The sequence below is a fragment of the Paenibacillus sp. GCM10027626 genome (assembly GCF_042676285.1).
In the GTDB taxonomy this organism is placed as follows: Bacteria; Bacillota; Bacilli; order Paenibacillales; family Paenibacillaceae; genus Paenibacillus_Z.
In genome coordinates this window covers 165,554-185,312 of record NZ_JBHTHC010000016.1, presented here as the reverse complement: position 1 = coordinate 185,312, position 19,759 = coordinate 165,554, and the positions used below count along the sequence as shown (strand labels likewise).

Below are 19,759 nucleotides of genomic sequence, written 5' to 3'. Positions count from 1 at the left end.
GCTAGACATGACAGAACGTATTCATTTGGAGCATAAGCAAGAGCTGCTGGATGCCTTGCTTGAGCAATTGCAGACGAAGAAGGATCATGAGCATTATTTGTTAGCCTCCAGCTTGCTGGACTTTTTGACGGCCAATTATCAGAACAGGGACAAGCGCCGGCGGCAATTTATTGCCGAACTCAATCGCGCCTATCCTTGTCCGCTCAGTGAAATGGCCGATGCCGAGCAGCTGTGGGCAGGACCGCTGTCATCGGCACTTGTGCTGCTGTTTGGAGAGGAGAACGGAGCAGAGCTGCTGGATTTGCTGCGGCGCCGTATTTTGTACACCTATTCAACTTCGACCTATTATCGCAAAGGCTACCGTTCCCGCAATCTGGCTCATTACATAGAAGCCATACTAACGACAATTTCATATTACTACAACGCACTTGCGTATGAGTGCACGCTGCACGATTATTTGACGAGGCATGATATCGTTCTTCCGACCGACTTTATTATGGGCGAGCGTATCGCCTGCGAGATCGACAAGGGCAACGAAGCCGTCATTGAGGCGCTGAGAGACATTATGTTTGGCGAAAATCAGGCGGCGCTGCTGACAAGGCCGATGATTCGCGGCATTGTGCAGAGCCATAGCGTGGAATGCTACGAAATGCTTGGGCGTCTCCTGGTTGCGGCCAAGCTGCAGGAGGGCCTGCGCCAGCACATTATGGAAAGTCTGGACGAAGGGACGGTAGAGGCGGCAATCTACTTGATCCGAATCGTGCTGGAGCATAATTTGGAGCGCTTCAGCGCGGTGATCCGGGCGCTTGATACGTGGACAGGGCTTGCCTTTACCGAGCAGAAGCCCGCGGTCATCCGCAAATGTCTGGAGCTTGCCCTGCGCTCGCTTACGGATGAGGGGTACCGGGAGGAAGCGGAAAATAGCGAAGATACGCTGATCTATTATTTCTCGCTTTGGGCAGCGGCGGCTCATGATATTGATGAAGCCCAAACGCGCATCCAGCGCGTGCTGAAGGACGGTGCCAGATATAAGAAGCTGGCCTCGCTATACTTCCTGGCCCAGCTCTATCAGCCGGACATGCAGCATCGGATTGCAAGCGGGCATCTGCCGGCGGCAGTCGATGATCTGGAGCAGATGGCCTGGCTGATGAACAGCATCTACGCGGACCATCGCATCGTCTACAGTTATGGGGACGGGGCTATCGATGTACGCGATTCTCCGATTAGCGCGGACGCTGCAGAGCGGAGCGAACAGTTCAATGCTTTATTGCAGGCGCTGAAGCAGCTCAAAGAGACGAAAACCTTTAAGGAGAGCGTCTTCCCTTGGGCGGCGGCAACGCTTGAAGCCGATGAACTGCTGCGGCGCATGATGACGCTGGCCGCCTATGACCGCGAGGCCGCAATGATTGAGCAATTGATCGATTGCAGCGACCGGATGAGCTCGAACCTGCGCCACGGTTTGCTGGTCAATTTTATCGGGGCTGCCGCCTCCGGAAAACAACGCGAGTATTTGCTGCAAGCGTTGAATGATAAAAGCACAAGCAACCGCGAGACGGCGGTTAAGCTTCTTGGGCAATCGGAGCTTGCCGCTGCCGAGCTGGATAAAATTATTGCGTTATTGAAGCTAAAGACAGGCACACTGCGTCAAGCCTGCATTACACTGCTCATGCAGCAGACTGATGAGGAGCTGCTCCAGGCGGCGGATAAGCTGCTGTCTGCCTCGAATGAGCAGCAGCGGCTGGCCGGACTTGCGATTGCAGAGTCTTTACAGCAGGATGAGCAGCGGCAGGCGCTTTATCCGCAAGTGCGCGGCCATATTCAGTCGCTGCACGAGAAGGGCCGGGCCACCGCGCAGGAGCAAGTGCTCATCGATAAGCTGCTGCACGCTGTAGATGCGGGCGATGGGGCCGAGAATGGTTTCGGCTTGTATGATGTGAATGAGCAAGTGGCGTTACCATCTGAATGCAATCATCCAGAGCTGGTGGAAGCGGCGGATAGGCAGCAAGCTGAGCGGGAAGCGGAATACGTGAAGCAATATGCGGCCTGGCAGCCGGAGGATGTAACGGCGATTTATCAGCATTTTGAAGCGCTGCTCGAGGAGCATTACAACTACGAGTATGAGGGGCAGTATTATTACGGCGACCACTCCGAAAAGGTACTGCTTGGCAATCAGATGTACAGGCTGGCCCGGGTAAAAAAAGCGGATGGTGAACAGGCAGACGAGGATAAGCTGGACAGCTATCCATTGCCGGAGGTATGGCGGCAGGCTGCACGGGATTTGCAGCTGACGCCGATGCGCATGCTGGCCTTCATGTTTGGAAGTGTGGACCACACTGACAGTTATGCCACAGAGAAGCAATGGTTCACAGAGCTTTATGCGGATGTGCAGGTTAAAGAAAAAGAGCAGCAGTTGGACAAGGTCCTGGATAGACTCAAGCACAGGAACAAAACCAACCAGCTGATTCAGCTGTTGTTTAACGAGACGGACTTGAGAGAAAGCTTTGCGATTTGTATGGCTGTCTACCGTTCCTTGCGGGCACGGCTGACGACCGGGCAATGCGCAATGCCGCGAGCGGAGCTGGACGAGGGAGTAACCGTTAGCTGGTACGGGCGTGAAAAAGTCTTTCCCGCTTTGGAATCGGGCCTGCTGGAGCAGTGGCTGGGGCGCGCAAAGCAGTGTGTGCAAAGCGACGAGCAATTTGCCCAATACTTCTTCACCGCTTATGCCAGCTACAGGCTGCTGAAGAGCAACTACGACGCTACTTTATCTGTTGATTCTTTTATGCGGGCGCATCATCTCGGGCTGATCAGCGACGGTGTGCTGCTGCGTGAAATACTGACAGGAAACCTGGCCAAAGATTTCATCCGCACGTTAACGCATCCGAATTGGGGCAAGCCGCTGCTGGAAAGCTATCCGGGCGTGAAGCTGCTATTGGAGCAGGCGGTGTGCCGCATTGTCGAAATAGAATCGCGCCGCGGCGATTTGCCAACAGCTGTATCGGAGCTGTCGTCATCGATTCAGCGTTTTGAAGGCATTCGCTTCTTTGTTGCTATTTTGACTGGACTGGGGAAGGAAACGTTCCAACGCGGCTACGTTTATAACAGCAACTCAACGAAGAAGACTGTGCTCAGCTCGCTGCTGAAATGCTGTTATCCGGCCAAAGGCGAAGACGCGGCCATGCTCGCCGCCTTGCTGGAAAAGACGGATCTGACCGAGCAGCGCTTGCTGGAAGCGGCGATGTATGCGCCGCAATGGGTTGATATCGTGCAGCAGCACTTGGGCTGGTCGGGATTGAAGAGCGCGGCCTGGTACTTCCATGCTCATGTTAACGAAACGTTCTCTGCGCAGAAGGAGACGGAAGTGGCGATCTACTCGCCGATCAGTCCGCAAAGCTTCAATGACGGCGCCTTCGATGGCGATTGGTTCAGAAGCGCCTATGAAACGCTCGGCACAGAGCGTTTTGACCTGCTGTACAATTGTGCAAAATATATTACCGATGGCGGCAATTCGCACCGCCGCGCGCAGCTGTTTGCTGATGCCACATTAGGGAAGCTGGACAAACAGGAGCTGGTTGAGGGCATCCGTTCTGCCCGTAATAAGGACAAGCTGCTCAGCTACGCCTTGCTGCCAATTGCAGCCGGAGACAAGCGGGATGCGCTGGAGCGGTATGAGTTTATCCAGCAGTTCCTGAAGGAAAGCAAGCAGTTCGGCGCTCAGCGGCGCGAAAGCGAAGGGAAGGCAGGCGCCATCGCGCTCGAAAATTTGGCGCGCAATGCGGGCTATGGCGATGTCAACCGGATGACCTGGGATCTCGAAGCTGAAAAAATTGGAGAAATCGCGGTCTATTTTAGTCCGCAAGATATGAATGGCACGATGCTTTGGCTGGAAATTGACGACGAAGGCCAAGTGGAGTTAAAGGTTGAAAAAGGCGGCAAGGCTCAGAAAAGCATACCGGCTGCCTTGCGCAAGGATGAGCGGGTACTGGCCATGAAAGAGACGCAAAAGGAGCTTAAGGACCAGTATGCCCGCGCGAAGCTCAGCTTCGAGCAGGCGATGGAAAATAGCACGCGCTTCACCGCGCAGGAGCTTGGGGCGATTGTCCGCAATCCGGTCATTGCTCCGCTCGTGCATCATCTCGTCTGGGTCGATGCGGCAGGGGCAGGGACAGAGGAAGGTGCGATCGGATATTTGCAGGAGCCGGAGCAAGGGGCAGGCGCATTTATGCTGCGCCAGCCGGACGGCAGCCTGATTAGTTTGCAGGCAGATGCCGAGCTGCTGCTTGCCCATCCGGTTCATCTGTATGCGTCCGGGCGCTGGAGCGAATTTCAGCGGGATTTGTTTGCGCGGCAGATCAAGCAGCCGTTCAAGCAGGTATTCCGCGAATATTACCGCCTGAATGCCGATGAGGTTGCCGCGGTTACGGTATCCCGCCGTTACGCCGGCCATCAGGTGCAGCCGCAGCGGACGGTAGCGCTGTTGCGCGGACGCCTGTGGACCGTCGATTACGAGGAAGGGCTGCAAAAGGTGTACTACAAGGAAAACCTGATTGCCCGCATGTATGCGATGGCCGACTGGTTTACGCCGGCCGATATCGAACCGCCAACCTTGGAGACGGTGCAGTTCTTCAACCGCGAGACGATGGAAGCCGTCAAGCTGGCGGAAGTACCGCCGATTATTTTCTCGGAAGTAATGCGCGACATCGACCTTGTCGTTAGTGTCGCTCATGCTGGCGGCGTCGATCCGGAAGCCAGCCATTCGACAGTGGAAATGCGCATCGCAATTGCCAAAGAGCTGCTCATGCTGCTGAAGGTCGACAATGTGCGGCTGGAAGGCTCGCATGCGCATGTCGCAGGCAAGCTTGGCGAATATTCCGTTCACATGGGCTCAGGCATTGTGCATAAAAAAGGGACAGGCGCGCTTAACATTTTGCCTGTTCATTCACAGAGCCGCGGCCGCCTGTTCCTGCCGTTCGCCGACAGCGATCCGCGTACCGCGGAAATCATGTCCAAGCTGCTGCTGCTGGCAGAGGACAGCAAGATCAAAGATCCAAGCATTCTTGCGATGCTATAGCATGCACAAGAGCGCCCGTTAGTGTCGGGCGCTCTTTATATAGGCGAACAACTGTTCGAACAAAATATAATGACTTTCCAATATTTGTTCATAGGTGTAGCGTTCACCTGGCGCACAGAGTCCCATGTTGGATTCATAGACCATAGATAGTCCGCCACATATGTGATGCAGCGCGGAAGCCAGATTAAAGGAAGGCGGCGGAGGGACGGCACCTTCCTGTGGATCGCCAAAGACCGGCGCATAACTTAATCCGTACGCGGCTAGCGCGTTATAATACAGGCGATTGAATTCATTTTGCCGCTCGCGAATGCAGGCCGGTACATAAGAAGCGGCCAGGATATGATTAGGAGAATTGGCCCCTCCATGCAGCTGCACGATCGCATCAGCCGCCTCTTCGTCTACTAATCGCATTAATAGCTTCGTTTCATTAGCCATAGGTGCAAAAAATTGATCGTGCATCAAATTAATGCCATCGTCATTAAAATAGCTGCCCAGGTGTTCAACATGATTAAGGATCGGATGAACGGTTTTGCACGCCGGCCAGCCGCATAAGGAGCCGTCCTTCCATGTGCCTTGCAGATGATAGCGCATTTGCTCTAACGACATCCCGACAAGCGAACGATAGGGTACACGCGCGCGCCCATCCGGGTTCATGCACGGAATTAATATAAGCCTGAATGAGGCAAGTAAATTAAGGATGGAAGAGCGGGTGCACCCTCCAAAATCGCGGCCGGTCTCGATCATTTGAATGAGGTTCATTATTGCGGTAATGCCCTCCAGCTCGCCGCCGTGGATACCGCCGATTATGAGGATAACGGGCCGGGTATCTTTTGTTTTACACGCGTATCGGGTCAGGTCGCCGCTTCCGCAAGCAGAGCTATAGTTGGCTGTTCTGGTGAATGGCTGCTTTTCGCCGTAGAAAATGGCAGGAATTGGCCTGCCGCCTGCGGAATATCCTATCGTCTCCACATGCCCTCTGCGGGAAGTTGCCAGAAGCTGATCAATCTCGTCCAGACTGTTACGCCAATAGGCGGGCATATCTATTTCCTCGATATTCTCGATAGGCTCCTCCATGTTGCTGTGCCTCCTCTATTATTTCTTCTCCAGCTTGCGATAATTGCCGGGCGTGTGCCCAATTAACTTTTTGAACATCCGAAAGAAGGAGTTCGTGCTGGGATACCCGACCTTACGGCCGATTTCTACGACAGGAATATCGGTTTTATGCAGCATTTGCTTCGCTTTTTCGATCCGGAACATATTCAAATATTCGCTGAAATTCATTCCCGTTTTTTCTTTGAAATAGGTGGACAAATAGCCGGGGGTAATTTGCAGCTTGTCGGCAAGCGCGTCCAAATAAATATCCTCATGATAGTTGGTTTCGATGTAAGACATGACAAAGCTAGTGATGGGATCCTCTATCTCCTGTCTCTTGGAGATTTCTTTAGCAGCAAGTGAAGAAGCATCTCTCCAGATGGATACAAATTGCTGGAACTCGTAACAATGCGGCAATTGCGCAATGATTGGCTTCAGCATGTCAGCATCTAATTGTGAGGAGACAAGTGTATCTTGGAGCTTGCACAGCATGCTATATAAAATGTCATTAAACTGACTAATGTAAGCGTCCTTGCGCTGCAGTTCGGCCAATATTTTCTCAACACATTGGTTCATGCCCTTTTCATTACCTGCTTGCATTTGTGCCAGAAGTTCCTGCTCCCGATTAGGCGTCAAAATGAATGGGGTGACCGGCACATAATCCTCTGACAACAACTGTGTTGCAGAACCCAGCCGGCGCTGCTTTACACGAGCTTGTGCTTGCTCATAGGCCCGACTTAACTCCGATGACGATGAATATGGAGAGCTAAGGGCAATCGTAACCGCACAATATTTCATATCTCGATCGAAAATTTGCGACAGCGTATGGAGCAGAGCGGCAAGCTCGGTATGCTCAGCCGCGTCTGACGGATCGGCAAAGACGAGAGAAGCGATTTGCCGATCTTGAATTTGGAATATCAGCGACTCAGGAAACTTCGCAGCTGCCATCACCTGGATGAGTTCGCGTAAATATGCGGCAGCCCGAGCTTCATTCAATTCAATTTCTTCTGTGAAGGCGGGTTTAAAAGCGAAATCGAATATGGCGAGCACATAAGGCCTGTCTGTAAACTGTATCTCACGTAAAGGTTCAGCATTAAAATAGATTTGCTTCAGCTTGTCGATCAACGCATATTTGCGCAGCAAGGAATGCTGATCCTCGATGTGTTTGCTAATATGCTGATGCTCCTGCATCATATGTTGGAAATTGCGATTAATAAGCTCGAATTCTTTAACCTTTGACAGTTGTCCCTCATCGGCATTCAGCGGAACGCCCAGCGGCTTAATGTCCTCGACGATTCGCTTGATCGGGGAATAGAAGCGAAAGCTGAACCAGATTGAAGCTCCGATACTAAGAGCAATCGCAAGAATAAAAACAACAGCCAGCCAAAACTCAAGCTGCTGAACCTTTTGCGCCATGTTTTTATAAGGGACGATATCAATATAGGTAAGTCCGGTTTCTGGCGCGTATTGGTAGAAATAGTAATTGTCATTCAGCTGCACATAGCCGGAAAGATCGTCAAGCGCCGGTAATGAAGCAGCTAACACGTCATCCGAGGCATATAGCACCTCTTGCCGATGATTCAAAATAATGAGTTCGCTATCGAGCGTCTCATGAGAGCTTGCCTGAAGCTGCGGAGCTTGAACGAAAGCAACGGCATAGAGCTGCTTATATACTTGCTGCTTCACCAGAATAGGGATGAGCACCCTGCTCCCTGTCGTGCCGTCCCCGCTTGTACGGTTGAACATCGCTGCCGGATAAATTTTATAATTGAAGGATTGCTGCAGCTGCTCCTCCCAGAAAGATTCGGGATAAGCTGCGCTTGCAATATAACGGGAGAACATCGTCTCCGGGTCAGACAGGCCACCTTTTTCGATCGTTAACCCTAAACGCCTAAAATGTAAAAAGACGTTGTCAACATTGGCAAAGGAATGGTTGAGCAGGTCGCTTTGCAGCTTCTTGAGCACTGTATCGGCCAGACGATAATCGATTGCCGGACTCTGATAAAGCTCCTTTACATCCTTCTCCAATGTCATGGTGAAGGTCAGCGTATTGGCGATGTCTTTGAAGCTTTTCTCATAGTTTGCCATCGTTTTTTTTACGTTTTGCTGATTGTTCCGTATTATTTCTTCATGAAGTACGGTTTTAAAATAAGTGAGGAGCAGGAAATTGAACCCAAGCAGAAGCAGCACAATAACAAGAAAGCTGGCTAATAACCGGGTGAATAGTGTATTCGAGTTATGTCTGATTCTGGACAGGATGTTCATGCCATGCCCTCCCGGATAAATGGTTAAAAGAATAAGAGACTGGGTACGTGCTATCCTTTGACAGAGCCGATCATGACCCCTTTGACAAAATACTTTTGAATGAAGGGATAAGTGAGCAAAATCGGCAGAGTGGATACGATAATCGCTGCAAATTTCAGCGACTCCAGCACGACCACATCAGCGTCGCTGCCCGCAAAGGACTCGTTCATTTGCCCGCCAAGCACAAGATTGCGCAGTGCTACTTGGAGCGGGAACATGGAAGCCTCCCGCAAATAGAGGAAGGCGGTGAAAAAATTGTTCCATATGCCGACAGCATAAAATAAAGCGATTGTCGCCAGCACCGCTTTGGATAACGGAAGAACCAGCCGAACGAAAATACCGATATCATTCAAGCCGTCTATTTTTCCCGACTCAATGATTTCACCGGGCAGCCCTTGAAAGAAGGTTCGCATAATAATCAGGTTCCAAACACTGACCAGGCCGGGCACAACCATTGCCCATATCGTATCCATAAGGCCAAGCTGCTTAACAACAAGAAAGGTAGGAATCATTCCGCCGCTGAACAGCATGGTGAACACAATCATGTACATGAAAAAGCGGCCCAGCCACAATCCTTTTCTCGAAAGGGCGTACCCGCCCATAGCTGTAATCATGAGGGAAAAAAAGGTTCCAAGACAAGTATAAAGGATGGTATTTTTATAGCCAATCCATATTCTGGAGTCCTCAAATACTTTTTGGTACATATCCAATGTGAAGCCTTTCGGCCATAATGCAACTTCGCCGCGGATGATATATTCCGGGCTGCTAAGTGAAACATTGATCATATAAAGAAAAGGAAACAGAGTGACAACGACAATACTGAGCATGATGGCAACATTGAGAATATTAAACCATGAAATCGCTTTACGTTCTACCATAAGCTGGTCTCTCCATATTTTCTGCTAAAATAGTTGGCGGAATAAACGAAAATAAAGCTGATGACGCCCATAAACAGATCGACTGCGGTTCCATAGCTATAGTTGCCGGAGGCGATGCCCATCCGATATACATAGGTAGAGATGATATCGGCTGTCTCATAAGTCGCCGGATTATACAGCAGGAACACTTTTTCAAAGCCGATCTCGACAATTTGGCCAACATTCAAAATAAGCAGGATGATAATCGCCGGGGCGATACCCGGCAGTGTGACATGCATCGTTTTTTGCCAGCGGGTGGCGCCATCTATATCGGCCACTTCATAAAGCTGCGGATCAATCGCAGACAGAGCGGCAAGATAAATAATTGAGCCCCAGCCGGCCGTTTGCCATATGTCCGAACTGACATAAATGGTACGAAACCAGCCCGCCTCTGCCAAGAAATTGATCGGTTGAATACCGAGCCATTGCAGCATGTTATTCAATATGCCGCCGCTTGGCGAAAGAAACATTGTCAGCATGCTGGCAATGACGACAGTAGAAATGAAATGGGGCAAGTAACTGACCGTCTGGACAAACCGTTTGAACATCGCCTTCCGTATTTCATTCAGCAGCAGCGCTAAAAGGATAGGAACCGGAAAACCGAACAGCAGCCGATAGAAGCCAAGCAGGAACGTATTGCGAATCACTTGGTAGGCATCATGATTGTTGAAAAATAAAGTGAAATTGTTCCAGCCAACCCAGGGGCTATCCCAGATGCCTTTGAAGAGATTGTACTTTTTGAAGGCAATTACGATACCGAACATAGGTGTATATTTAAAAATCAGCAAATATAGGATGACAGGTGCAAGCAGGAGCAGCAAATATTTATCCCGCCAAAAATGTTTTGTAAACTGCGCCAAAAAGAATCACCTCTCTCAGATGCTTCGAGCGGAAGGAAGCCTTCCGCCCGAAAGGTTGTGTGCTATCGGTCATAGCCGCGCTGATACAGATCAATTAAAGCCTGCAAGCCGCGGTCTTCAAGCTCCTTCACATACTGATCCCATTCACTTAACGGACGCTGGCCGAGAATGAATTTGCTCATGTTTTCTTCCGCATACTTATGGACCGGACTTTGCAAATTCTGCTCAAGCTCTTCGGCGGTGAAGGTCGGGTCAATGATCGCCCGCGGGTACAAATACTTACGTACTTCCTCGTACGCATACTGTTCATCTTCCGCTACGATCGATATAAGCGATTCGGGATTGAATTGTCCATAAGTGCCCAAGGTGAGGATGCCAACATCTTTGCGGAGGTCAGTAAACTGCTTGAATTTATCCGGGAAAGACCTTTTCCCGCTGATAACGGTGTAGGTTTCCCCCTCCTTGCCCCAGCTCAGCCGCTCAATCCCTTGCTCCGAGAATAGGTAATCGATATATTTGAGCGCGGCATCGACATTTTTGCTATCGGTTGCAACAGCAAGTCCGCTAATTTCAAAATCGTTATTCGGCAAGTAGGCTTTTCCGCCCGTTCCGGCCGGAGGAGGGAGAAATTTCAGTTTCCCTTTTTTCAGCTGGTTGTTGACGATCTCTATCTGTCCGATATACTGCATCGTAACAAAGGCTTTATCATTGTTCATAAATTCGAGCCATCGGTTGTAATCGAAGGACAGAAAGTCCGGCGGCATAAGCCCTTCGCTATAAAACTTGTGCAGCCAGCCAAGCAATTCCTTGAAATTATCGTCGACAGGTCCGTACTTTACTTTGCCGGTTTCAGGATCAGGATACATTGTCGCATGAATGCCGAAGGAGGGGGCAAGCATGGCAAGCGTACCCAAGCCATGACGAATGGTGAAAGGGTAGCTGTCCGGATACTTTTCCTTCAAAATTTTCAGAGCGGCGTACAATTCCTCCCAAGTCGTTGGCGGTGCTATTCCTTGATCATGGAAAACATCCTCCCGGTAAAACCAGACCGTACTGTTCGTAATGCCGGCACCGTCGTTCGGAATGTAGTAGATGGCCCCGTCAGGCGTTGTTGCGCGTGCACGAATATCGGGATGAGCTTCCAAATAGCGTTTTACATTTGGCATGGCATCTAATTTGGTTGACATGTCTACGAAAGCGCCTTGGGAGCCATAGTTCATCGCTTCCCGCATGTATAGGGTTACGATATCCTGCATATTGCCGGAAGCAATATTAAGCGCAAGCGTATCATTGGAGTCACCCATTGCCGGTACGCCCTTCACGGTAATGTTAGTATCCTCCTTGATCCACTTCCATACCGGCCAGTTTTCCTGATAAGGCCAGGCCGGTTGATGGCCGATAAACATCGTGATCGTCGCCGGCTCTGCCGAATAATAGGAAGGCATGCTGCCTTGAGGAGTCTGCTTGCCCTCGCTGTCTTTTTCATTCGTGTCTGCTTCTTGTGAAACTGCGGGCGGAGGTGTTTCGCTCCCGTCTTTGCCATTGCCGCCGGAGTTGCTGCAAGCTGTAATGAAAGACAGGATGAGTACACAGGCTAAAGCGGCTCGTATCCATTTTTTCATGTTTTTCAATCTCCCCTACTATAGGTTATATCGATTCTCAATTTAATCGTAATGGAATGCCTGCTTGAAAAATATCCCGACTATTCATGCCTGATTCCTAAATTCTCTGATTAGTCGATAATTTAGGAATCGAGCCGATAAAGTGGGACTATATCACCGCTTGTATTCCTTATATAATAGCCTAGGAAATGCCATGGAAGAAACCTAATCGGGCAGACTAGAAAGGATGAGAACGATGAGGACACGAAAACTTGTAAGAAAGAATGTGAGCGCAATTTATGTACGGGTGATGAGCATCATGCTTGCCGGCTTGCTTAGTTTCAGCTGGATAAGCGGAGATGCGTCAGGTGAGGGGCAGCAGCCATCGCCTCTGGTGAACGCGGATGAGTCGGCACTGCTTTTTGATGGTACAAAGCTGGAAAACTATGCCGCTATTCAAATGGAGGGCGGCTATTACCCGCCTACAGCACGCGGCTCACAAATCGTAGCGGATGGGGATATGCTGCGGTTTGACTTGCATAATGATGATACAAATAATACCGATCGCGTTAGATTGCAAGCGGTTTCACCCTCCATAATAAATGATGGCGATGAGGTGTGGATCGTAAATGAGATTATGATCGGGGACAATTTTCCAACGGTTGATCCGCCGAACTGGCTGACGGTTTCGGGGATGTACGGTCCTCCTTATAATGGTACCGGGCCGCTCGGATTATCGATCCGGAATATGGGGGCGGGCAATGTTCTGGCCTGGGGCAGCAATACGCATATGAATCATGGCGATGCAGGGCGGGTTATGTGGCATTCACCGGTTCTGGAAGCCAACAAGCGTTACACGATTGCCAGAAGGATTAAAGCGTCGCATGATGCTTCCGAAGGATTTCTGGAAATATGGTTTGCGGAACGCGGACATGAGCTGGAGCAGCAGTTGCTGTTGCAAAATGGAGTAGAGGAAGCAGTCGGCAGAAGATACTTTGCCACATTGGATGCCAGCAATGGCGGTTATTTGAATGATTCGCGCATTAATTTTTACCATAACCCGGATGCTCCCGGCTTCGAAGGAAAGATTACATCGATTTACCACGCCGAGCACAGAATTTGGGATGCCACCAAGGTTGAAATCGAAGATATAGATCCGGCCAAAAGGGAGGATCCCGAGCCGCCGACAGTGCCGGCCAATTTGCTTGTTCTATCCAAAACAGATACGGCAGTGACGCTGCAGTGGACCGCTTCGACGGATAACGTCGGCGTAGCGAAATACGACATTTTTGTTAATGGCAGCTATGCTGCCAGTACGACTGCCACGACGGCCACCGTTACTGGGCTGACGCCAGAAACAGCTTATAAGTTTTATGTGCAGGCAAGAGATATCGCCGGCAATCGTTCGGAGGCAAGCTTGTCTGTCGAAGTTACAACGCTGGAGCAGGAAAACGATTTGGAGCAAGAGAAGGAGAAGCGTCCCGATAAGCCCAAAAAACTGAAGGCGGCAGCAAAAACGGATACGAGCGTAGACGTTGTCTGGGAAGTGCCCAAAAAGAACTCTGATATATTGGAATACGCGCTTTATATCGATGGCCGTTTCTACGGCGTGACGACAAGTTCCAGGTACACCATATCGGATTTATCTCCTTCTACCCATTATCGTTTTACAGTAAAGGCGAGAAATGCCGAAGGAAAGGAATCCAAGGCGAGCAACACTTTAAATGTAAAAACCTCACCGCAATCCACGCCGTTTGGCGAAATTCAACAGTTAAGCGGCAGCAGCTGGAACGATGTCAACGGCTGGCTGGGGATGAAAATTACGATTGGAAGCTCGCCGCTCGTCATTGAACAGCTGGGACGTTGGGTAGTTACCGGTAATTCTGGCGCGCATACCGTTAAAATTGTCGAAGCTGCGACCGGAGCTGATGTTGCCGGTGCAGCCGTGTCGGTCGACACATCGTCTGTAGCTCCCAATCAATTCAAATATGTAGAGCTAACGTCTCCAATTATACTCCAAGCTAATACTTCATATTATGTGGTGAGCGATGAACAAGTTGGAGGCGATCGTTGGCGCGGCTACGGTACCGTCATCAATCCGGCTCCGGACTTCGGCATAGATCATGCTGCCAAGCTACTGGATGGCGGGACATGGGTATTGGATGGCAGCAGCAACAATAGCTACGTACCTGTAGGATTCAAGTACAAGCTCGTTGCGGAATAATGTGGCTGCTGGGCCAATAGATAAAAGAAAGAGGGCGGTCCAAGTCGCATGTTGACAAGGGCCGCCTTCGCTTTTTCACTTATAATTCTGGCCGGAAACCACTAGCTATTTCAGTTCAAATGTAACCGGCGTTCCCTAGAAAGACAAGATAGCCTTCATAATTTGGGTTTCCGGGTACGCACTCATTCGGATCAATGCCACGTAACATAATGAGATCGTTCGTAAGCTGGGTGCATAAGTGAAATGTTTAAAACGGTCGTAGAGTGTGGTTTCCATCATTACTCCTAACTATAGTTTTTTTAGCATGCTTGCTTCTTACCAGCTCTATTGCAACAACAATGTAAATTTGACTTCCGGCCGGTTATTGTTTCAATGGCTTCTCCAAATGTTCTTCCAGCCAGTAGTCGTATATGCGACTATTTTCTGATTTTTGGAGGTTGAATTATCGAAAAGGAGTTGTGCTTATACTAAAATCTCCTGAAATTCAACAAATAATCTATCCGCATTGTTGACGATGCATATTTTTCCATGTAAGGTGAATCTAGTGCTTCCTCTCTATATCTTTCAGCAGCCATGAATCGGGCGGCACATATAGACACCATATATTACTCAACAGGAGGAGAACAATGAAGGGGCTAACAAAGTATGTGGCGGTCATACTCAGTCTATCGCTAGTATTTTGCTATTCCAGTACGACTGCTGTATTTGCAGCCGATGCAGAAGAACATTTGCTTGACCAGGCAGGGGAAGAGCCTGCAGGAGAAAGTCCGCTTGAACAGCAGGAAGCTGATCAAGAAGTTGTGCCAAGCGCAGCCACCGCGGCAGCAGGTGCGATTCAAATTGCTGACGAGAGCTTGACCGGGAAAGATATTGCTGTGCCTATAAGTAATGATGATCAGGTGATTAGTTTCCCGGATCTCTATTTTGAACAAGAGGTGCGGAAGGCAATCCATAAACCAACAGGAGACATCTTAGTTCGTGATGTAAGTGGGTTGACGGATTTACATTTATTTAGTAAGGAAACGAGAAATATAGAAGGGATTGAGCATTTTACAAGCCTCAAGGATCTGGGAATATATGCAGGAAACCTTGAGGATATTACTCCAATAAAAGAACTAAAGCAACTAAACAATCTAATAATCACATACACTCCAGTTAAGAACATCCAAGCGCTAAGTCACTTGGAGAACTTGTGGTCCTTGTCTCTGAATAATAATAAAATCGAGGATCTATCTCCAATATCACAATTAAGAAATCTCACATCTTTAAACATAAAAGGGAATAATATTAGAGATATCACTCCATTGAGTGATCTAACAAAGCTTTCCTTTCTTTATTTAGCAGGCAATCAAATAACGGATTTTACACCAACAGCAGCCTATTACAATGATATAACGTATAAAGACTTCTCATTGGATAAAAGGAGCGATAAGGTAATTTTCCCGGATCCGTATTTTGAACAAGAGGTGCGGAAGGCAATCTATAAACCAACAGGAGACATCTTAGTTCGTGATGTAAGTGGGTTGACGGATTTACATTTATTTAGTAAGGAAACGAGAAATATAGAAGGGATTGAGCATTTTATAAGCCTCAAGGATCTGGGAATATATGCAGGAAATCTTGAGGATATCACTCCAATAAAAGAACTAAAGCAACTAGACAATCTAATAATCACATACACTTCAGTTAAGAACATCCAAGCGCTAAGTCACTTGGAGAACTTGAGGTCCTTGTCCCTGAATAATAATAAAATCAAGGATCTATCTCCAATATCACAATTAAGAAATCTCACATCTTTAAACTTAAAAGGGAATAATATTAGTGACATCACTCCGTTGAGTGACCTAACAAAGCTTTCCTATCTTTATTTAGCAGGCAATCAAATAACGGATTTTACACCAACAGCAGCCTATTACAATGATATAACGTATAAAGACTTCTCATTGGATAAAAGGAGCGATAAGGTAATTTTCCCGGATCCGTATTTTGAACAAGAGGTGCGGAAGGCAATCTATAAACCAACAGGAGACATCTTAGTTCGTGATGTAAGTGGGTTGACGGAGTTACATTTATTTAGCAAGGAAACAAGAAATATAGAAGGGATTGAGCATTTTACAAGCCTCAAGGATCTGGGAATATATGTAGGAAATCTTGAGGATATTACTCCAATAAAAGAACTAAAGCAACTAGACAATCTAATAATCACATACACTCCAGTTAAGGATATCCAAGCGCTAAGTCACTTGGAGAACTTGAGGTCCTTGTCCCTGAATAATAATAAAATCAAGGATCTATCTCCAATATCACAATTAAGAAATCTCACATCTTTAAACTTAAAAGGGAATAATATTAGTGACATCACTCCATTGAGTGACCTAACAAAGCTCTCCTATCTTTATTTAGCAGGCAATCTAATTACTGATTTCAAACCAACAGCAGCCTATTACAACAATTTATCAAACAAGGACTTCTTGCTTTCAAAAACCGATCTCATCCCAATCACCTCCGTGACTGTTAACCCGGAACAGCTCGTTCTTACCGTTGGCGATCAGCCGGCCAAGCTGCGAGCAACGATTGTGCCGACGAACGCTACCTTCAATACGTTGCTCTGGTCAAGCAGCAATGAGAAAGTGGCAGAGGTTAGCCGGGAAGGCGAGGTCAGAGCGGTAGGGGCAGGAACGGCGACAATTACCGTCCGTTCGCTCGATCAAAAAGAGTGGGCCAAGATACCGGTCACTGTGTACGATAAAAAAGTAGAGGTTAATAATCCAAACCAAACGATACCGGTTGGGGAGAATGGATTTACCGTAGCGGTGGCTGCACAAGCGGACAATGCCAAGCTTCAATATAACGCTCTACAAGTAAATGAAAGCCTGAAAGTCGCAACATCGCCGTTAATTAAGGCGGAAATGCAGACATCTGTCGGTCTAGTAGAGCTGCTGATTCCGCAAGGGACGTTAATTAGAGGGGCGGCGAAATGGGATGGAAGCTTGCCGCTGCCTGTAGTCAAACCGAACAATAGTGTGTCGGTCGATGGTGCAACATCCATTCTTACTGTCATCGAGGTTGGGTTCAACGATCAGGAGCTTCTCTTTGATCAGCCGGTAAGACTTGTCATCCCGGGGCAAGCTGGCCGAAAAGCAGGATATATCAAACAGGGGCAATTCCACCCGATTGAAAAGGCACTTTCCGCTGATACTTTAGAAGCAGCCAAAAAAGAAATTGCCGCATTTGGAGAAGCAAAAATCGATGTCGGCAAAGACCTTGTTATTTGGACGAAGCATTTTACCACCTTTGTCGCTTATGATGACCAAAAAGGAAATCCGCCAGGCCCAGGCCCAGGATCGGGTGGTCCGGTGATAGGTGGCGGAGGAGGAGTTCCTGTACCTCCGACGACTACAGACAAAGCAACCGCTGAGCAAAAAATAACAAAAGCGGATGGCGGAACAGTGACGGTGGGAACGATAACGGTTAAAGTGCAGCCAGATACAGTCTCTGAAGAAGTGACGCTAACGATAGAAAAAATAACCGGCACTGACTTGCCGACCTATCCTTCCAGTTTGCAATTTTTGAAGGAAGCGTACAAGCTGAGCGCGGATAAAAACATTACATGGAACAAAGCGCAGCAGATTACGATGAAGGTTGGCTCCACGCTGTTAGCCAAAGAATGGTCGCAGCTTGTCCTTTACCAGTGGTCTTCGAAGGAAGGCAAGTGGAAAGAACTGAGCAACCAGGCCGTCAATCAAGCCGAAAAAACAATTTCGGGCGAGCTTGCTGAACCGGCGATTGTGGCGCTTTTCCTGGATACAAGCCGCACTGCTCCTGAACAGGGAGGGGAAGTTGCAGAAATCAAGCTGCCGACCGACATTAAAGGACATTGGGCGGAGAGCGCTATAACTCAACTGGTGAAGCAGGGAATCGTTCAAGGCTTGCCGGATGGCACATTTGCTCCAAATCAAAAAGTGACCCGAGCAGAGTTTACAACCTTCCTCGTACGCGCGCTCGGACTGGAGCCGCTTGAGGGCGGGAAAGTATTTGCCGATACAGCTAACCATTGGGCCCGTAAAAACATTGCCGCGGCGCATGCCAAAGGGATCGCAAGCGGCTATACCGATAAGCAGTTCGGAGCAAACGATCGCATTTCGCGCGAGCAGATGGCCGTAATGCTTGTAAAGGCATTGGAGTTAAAGCCTGCGACGGCAAAAATGACGTTCAAAGATGCAGCATCCATTTCGAAATGGGCACAAAAAGAAATGAATACGGCCATTGCCAATGGAATTTTGACAGGCGTAACGGCCGATAAGATTCAACCGCAGGGAGAAGCAACACGGGCAGAAGCTGCCGCGATGATTGTAAGAGCATTAGCAAAGCGTTAGCAGCATGTAGGTGTGACAAGACGGAGGGCCGGAGGGCATCTCCGTCTTGTCATAGGTTGATAAAAAAACTGGGGGGATTGTTAACTTGCCAATTCGGCGGAAATCTATTTTTATAGGAGGTGCTGCCGCAGGCAAAAATCACTGCTTCTATTTCAAATGGCAAAAAAAGCTGAGTCAATATGGTAAGATCATCATGGAAAGGCGCCGCGGCGAATGCATAAGGCCTTTGTATTTGGAGTATACAAAATGAGGGAAACCTTGATTAGATTCAAATGTTAATGGGCTGTGGAAGGTGATAGGTGGAGATATGGGAATCCTTACACTACTTTCAGCATTACTTTTTATTCATGGACTAATTCAAATCTTTTATTTGTACCAAGCGCCGCTGACCAATATAACCGCTAAAAGAACGTTGCCAACCGCGCGGCGGACCGCTCCTCTTTTACCCGACACCTAAAATTGCATCCTCGAGTAAGAGTTCAAAGGAGGTTATTTTTAATGAACAGTATGGACTGTTTGAGTTTAAAGAACATTTCATTCAACTGCAGGCCCACCATGTTTAACTTTAGCTCTCATAATGAGGAGCTTAAAAAGTTTTCATATGATTTTATGCCGGTAAATTTATGCTGTTGTAAGCAAGTTGTCTCCCACTCGACTTGATAGGCAGATGAGGTATATTAGCAATGAACGCTGGAATCTCTCTGCCGCGATTAGACAAGCGCATGATAGAAAAATCTTCTGTTTTCCTTGGGTAGATAACATGTGGAAGGACGCAATCAAAGGAAGATTGGGGCCTTGTTCGGAGATTTTAAAACAACATAGCTGCATCGTAATCATTCCTTCAGTGGATGCTAAATTAATGGATACTTTTGTCGATGAAGTGATTTATTTGAGCGGGTAGGATATATAACCAAGCGTGAAGGATATGAAAATATAGACTTATGGATTATTTGCTATGTTTATAGAAAGGATATGTTAATGTGAATCTATGCCCAGTATGTGGTTATGATTGTTTAGAGGAAGTCCCATATCTAGGTAATGATTTCTTGTCTGGAAGTTTTGAGATCTGTAGTTGTTGCGGCTATCAATTTGGAGTAGATGATTTAGATAGAGGGATTACTCATGAAGCACACCGAAGGCAGTGGCTGAGAGAAGGAGCCCCATGGTTTAGCAGATATGTTAGAAAACCGCCTGGCTGGAATCCGAAGACTCAACTTCTAAGGATCGGTATAGAATTAATTTAAAAATGGTCTTGCTAGGGTTAAATTTGAAATAGATAAATACTGTTTTATTAATACTTTAGTGAAGTTGTAA

At 48.2% G+C, this 19,759-nt stretch carries 8 protein-coding genes; 3 read left to right on the top strand and 5 right to left on the bottom strand.

All coding sequences use genetic code 11. The features are described 5' to 3' along the window. Positions 1–7 precede the first annotated feature (7 nt). Entirely contained in the window at positions 8–5,071 is a 5,064-nt protein-coding gene (locus tag ACFQ0N_RS26595; protein WP_379332059.1) for a DUF4132 domain-containing protein, read from the top strand. 18 nt (positions 5,072–5,089) lie between these two features. Here ACFQ0N_RS26595 and ACFQ0N_RS26590 read toward each other — a convergent pair whose 3' ends face one another. The 5 genes from ACFQ0N_RS26590 to ACFQ0N_RS26570 all read right to left on the bottom strand — a co-directional run bounded on the left by ACFQ0N_RS26590 (position 5,090) and on the right by ACFQ0N_RS26570 (position 11,866). After that, positions 5,090–6,145: a M14 family zinc carboxypeptidase gene (locus ACFQ0N_RS26590; RefSeq protein WP_379332057.1), complete on the bottom strand. Its 1,056-nt coding sequence runs from the start codon at positions 6,143–6,145 to the stop codon at positions 5,090–5,092. A gap of 18 nt (positions 6,146–6,163) precedes the next feature. Then, a complete protein-coding gene (locus ACFQ0N_RS26585) occupies positions 6,164–8,428 on the bottom strand; it encodes a helix-turn-helix transcriptional regulator (protein ID WP_379332055.1) in 2,265 nt (754 codons plus the stop codon). 50 nt (positions 8,429–8,478) lie between these two features. Then, positions 8,479–9,345 carry a carbohydrate ABC transporter permease gene (locus tag ACFQ0N_RS26580; RefSeq protein WP_379332053.1) on the bottom strand — a complete coding sequence of 289 codons (867 nt, stop codon included), beginning with the start codon at positions 9,343–9,345 and terminating at the stop codon, positions 8,479–8,481. Then, positions 9,339–10,244 carry an ABC transporter permease gene (locus ACFQ0N_RS26575; protein ID WP_379332051.1) on the bottom strand — a complete coding sequence of 302 codons (906 nt, stop codon included), beginning with the start codon at positions 10,242–10,244 and terminating at the stop codon, positions 9,339–9,341. Before ACFQ0N_RS26575 ends, ACFQ0N_RS26580 begins: the two co-directional genes overlap by 7 nt. Before the next feature lie 62 nt (positions 10,245–10,306). Then, the gene (locus tag ACFQ0N_RS26570) at positions 10,307–11,866 is read right to left on the bottom strand and encodes an extracellular solute-binding protein (protein WP_379332049.1); all 1,560 of its coding nucleotides are present in this window, start codon (positions 11,864–11,866) and stop codon (positions 10,307–10,309) included. A gap of 235 nt (positions 11,867–12,101) precedes the next feature. Between ACFQ0N_RS26570 and ACFQ0N_RS26565 the strand changes: the two genes are divergently transcribed. Next, on the top strand, positions 12,102–14,069 hold the full coding sequence (locus ACFQ0N_RS26565) for a fibronectin type III domain-containing protein (RefSeq protein WP_379332047.1): 1,968 nt from the start codon (positions 12,102–12,104) through the stop codon (positions 14,067–14,069). 626 nt (positions 14,070–14,695) lie between these two features. Continuing rightward, on the top strand, positions 14,696–18,445 hold the full coding sequence (locus ACFQ0N_RS26560; RefSeq protein WP_379332045.1) for a leucine-rich repeat domain-containing protein: 3,750 nt from the start codon (positions 14,696–14,698) through the stop codon (positions 18,443–18,445). Positions 18,446–19,759 lie beyond the last annotated feature (1,314 nt).

Bases quoted from the DNA above. Each gene is read 5' to 3' on its own strand.
- ACFQ0N_RS26595 (WP_379332059.1), top strand. From the start codon at position 8: ATGACAGAACGTATTCATTTGGAGCATAAGCAAGAGCTGCTGGATGCC.
- ACFQ0N_RS26590 (WP_379332057.1), bottom strand. From the start codon at position 6,145: ATGGAGGAGCCTATCGAGAATATCGAGGAAATAGATATGCCCGCCTAT.
- ACFQ0N_RS26585 (WP_379332055.1), bottom strand. From the start codon at position 8,428: ATGAACATCCTGTCCAGAATCAGACATAACTCGAATACACTATTCACC.
- ACFQ0N_RS26580 (WP_379332053.1), bottom strand. From the start codon at position 9,345: ATGGTAGAACGTAAAGCGATTTCATGGTTTAATATTCTCAATGTTGCC.
- ACFQ0N_RS26570 (WP_379332049.1), bottom strand. From the start codon at position 11,866: ATGAAAAAATGGATACGAGCCGCTTTAGCCTGTGTACTCATCCTGTCT.
- ACFQ0N_RS26565 (WP_379332047.1), top strand. From the start codon at position 12,102: ATGAGGACACGAAAACTTGTAAGAAAGAATGTGAGCGCAATTTATGTA.
- ACFQ0N_RS26560 (WP_379332045.1), top strand. From the start codon at position 14,696: ATGAAGGGGCTAACAAAGTATGTGGCGGTCATACTCAGTCTATCGCTA.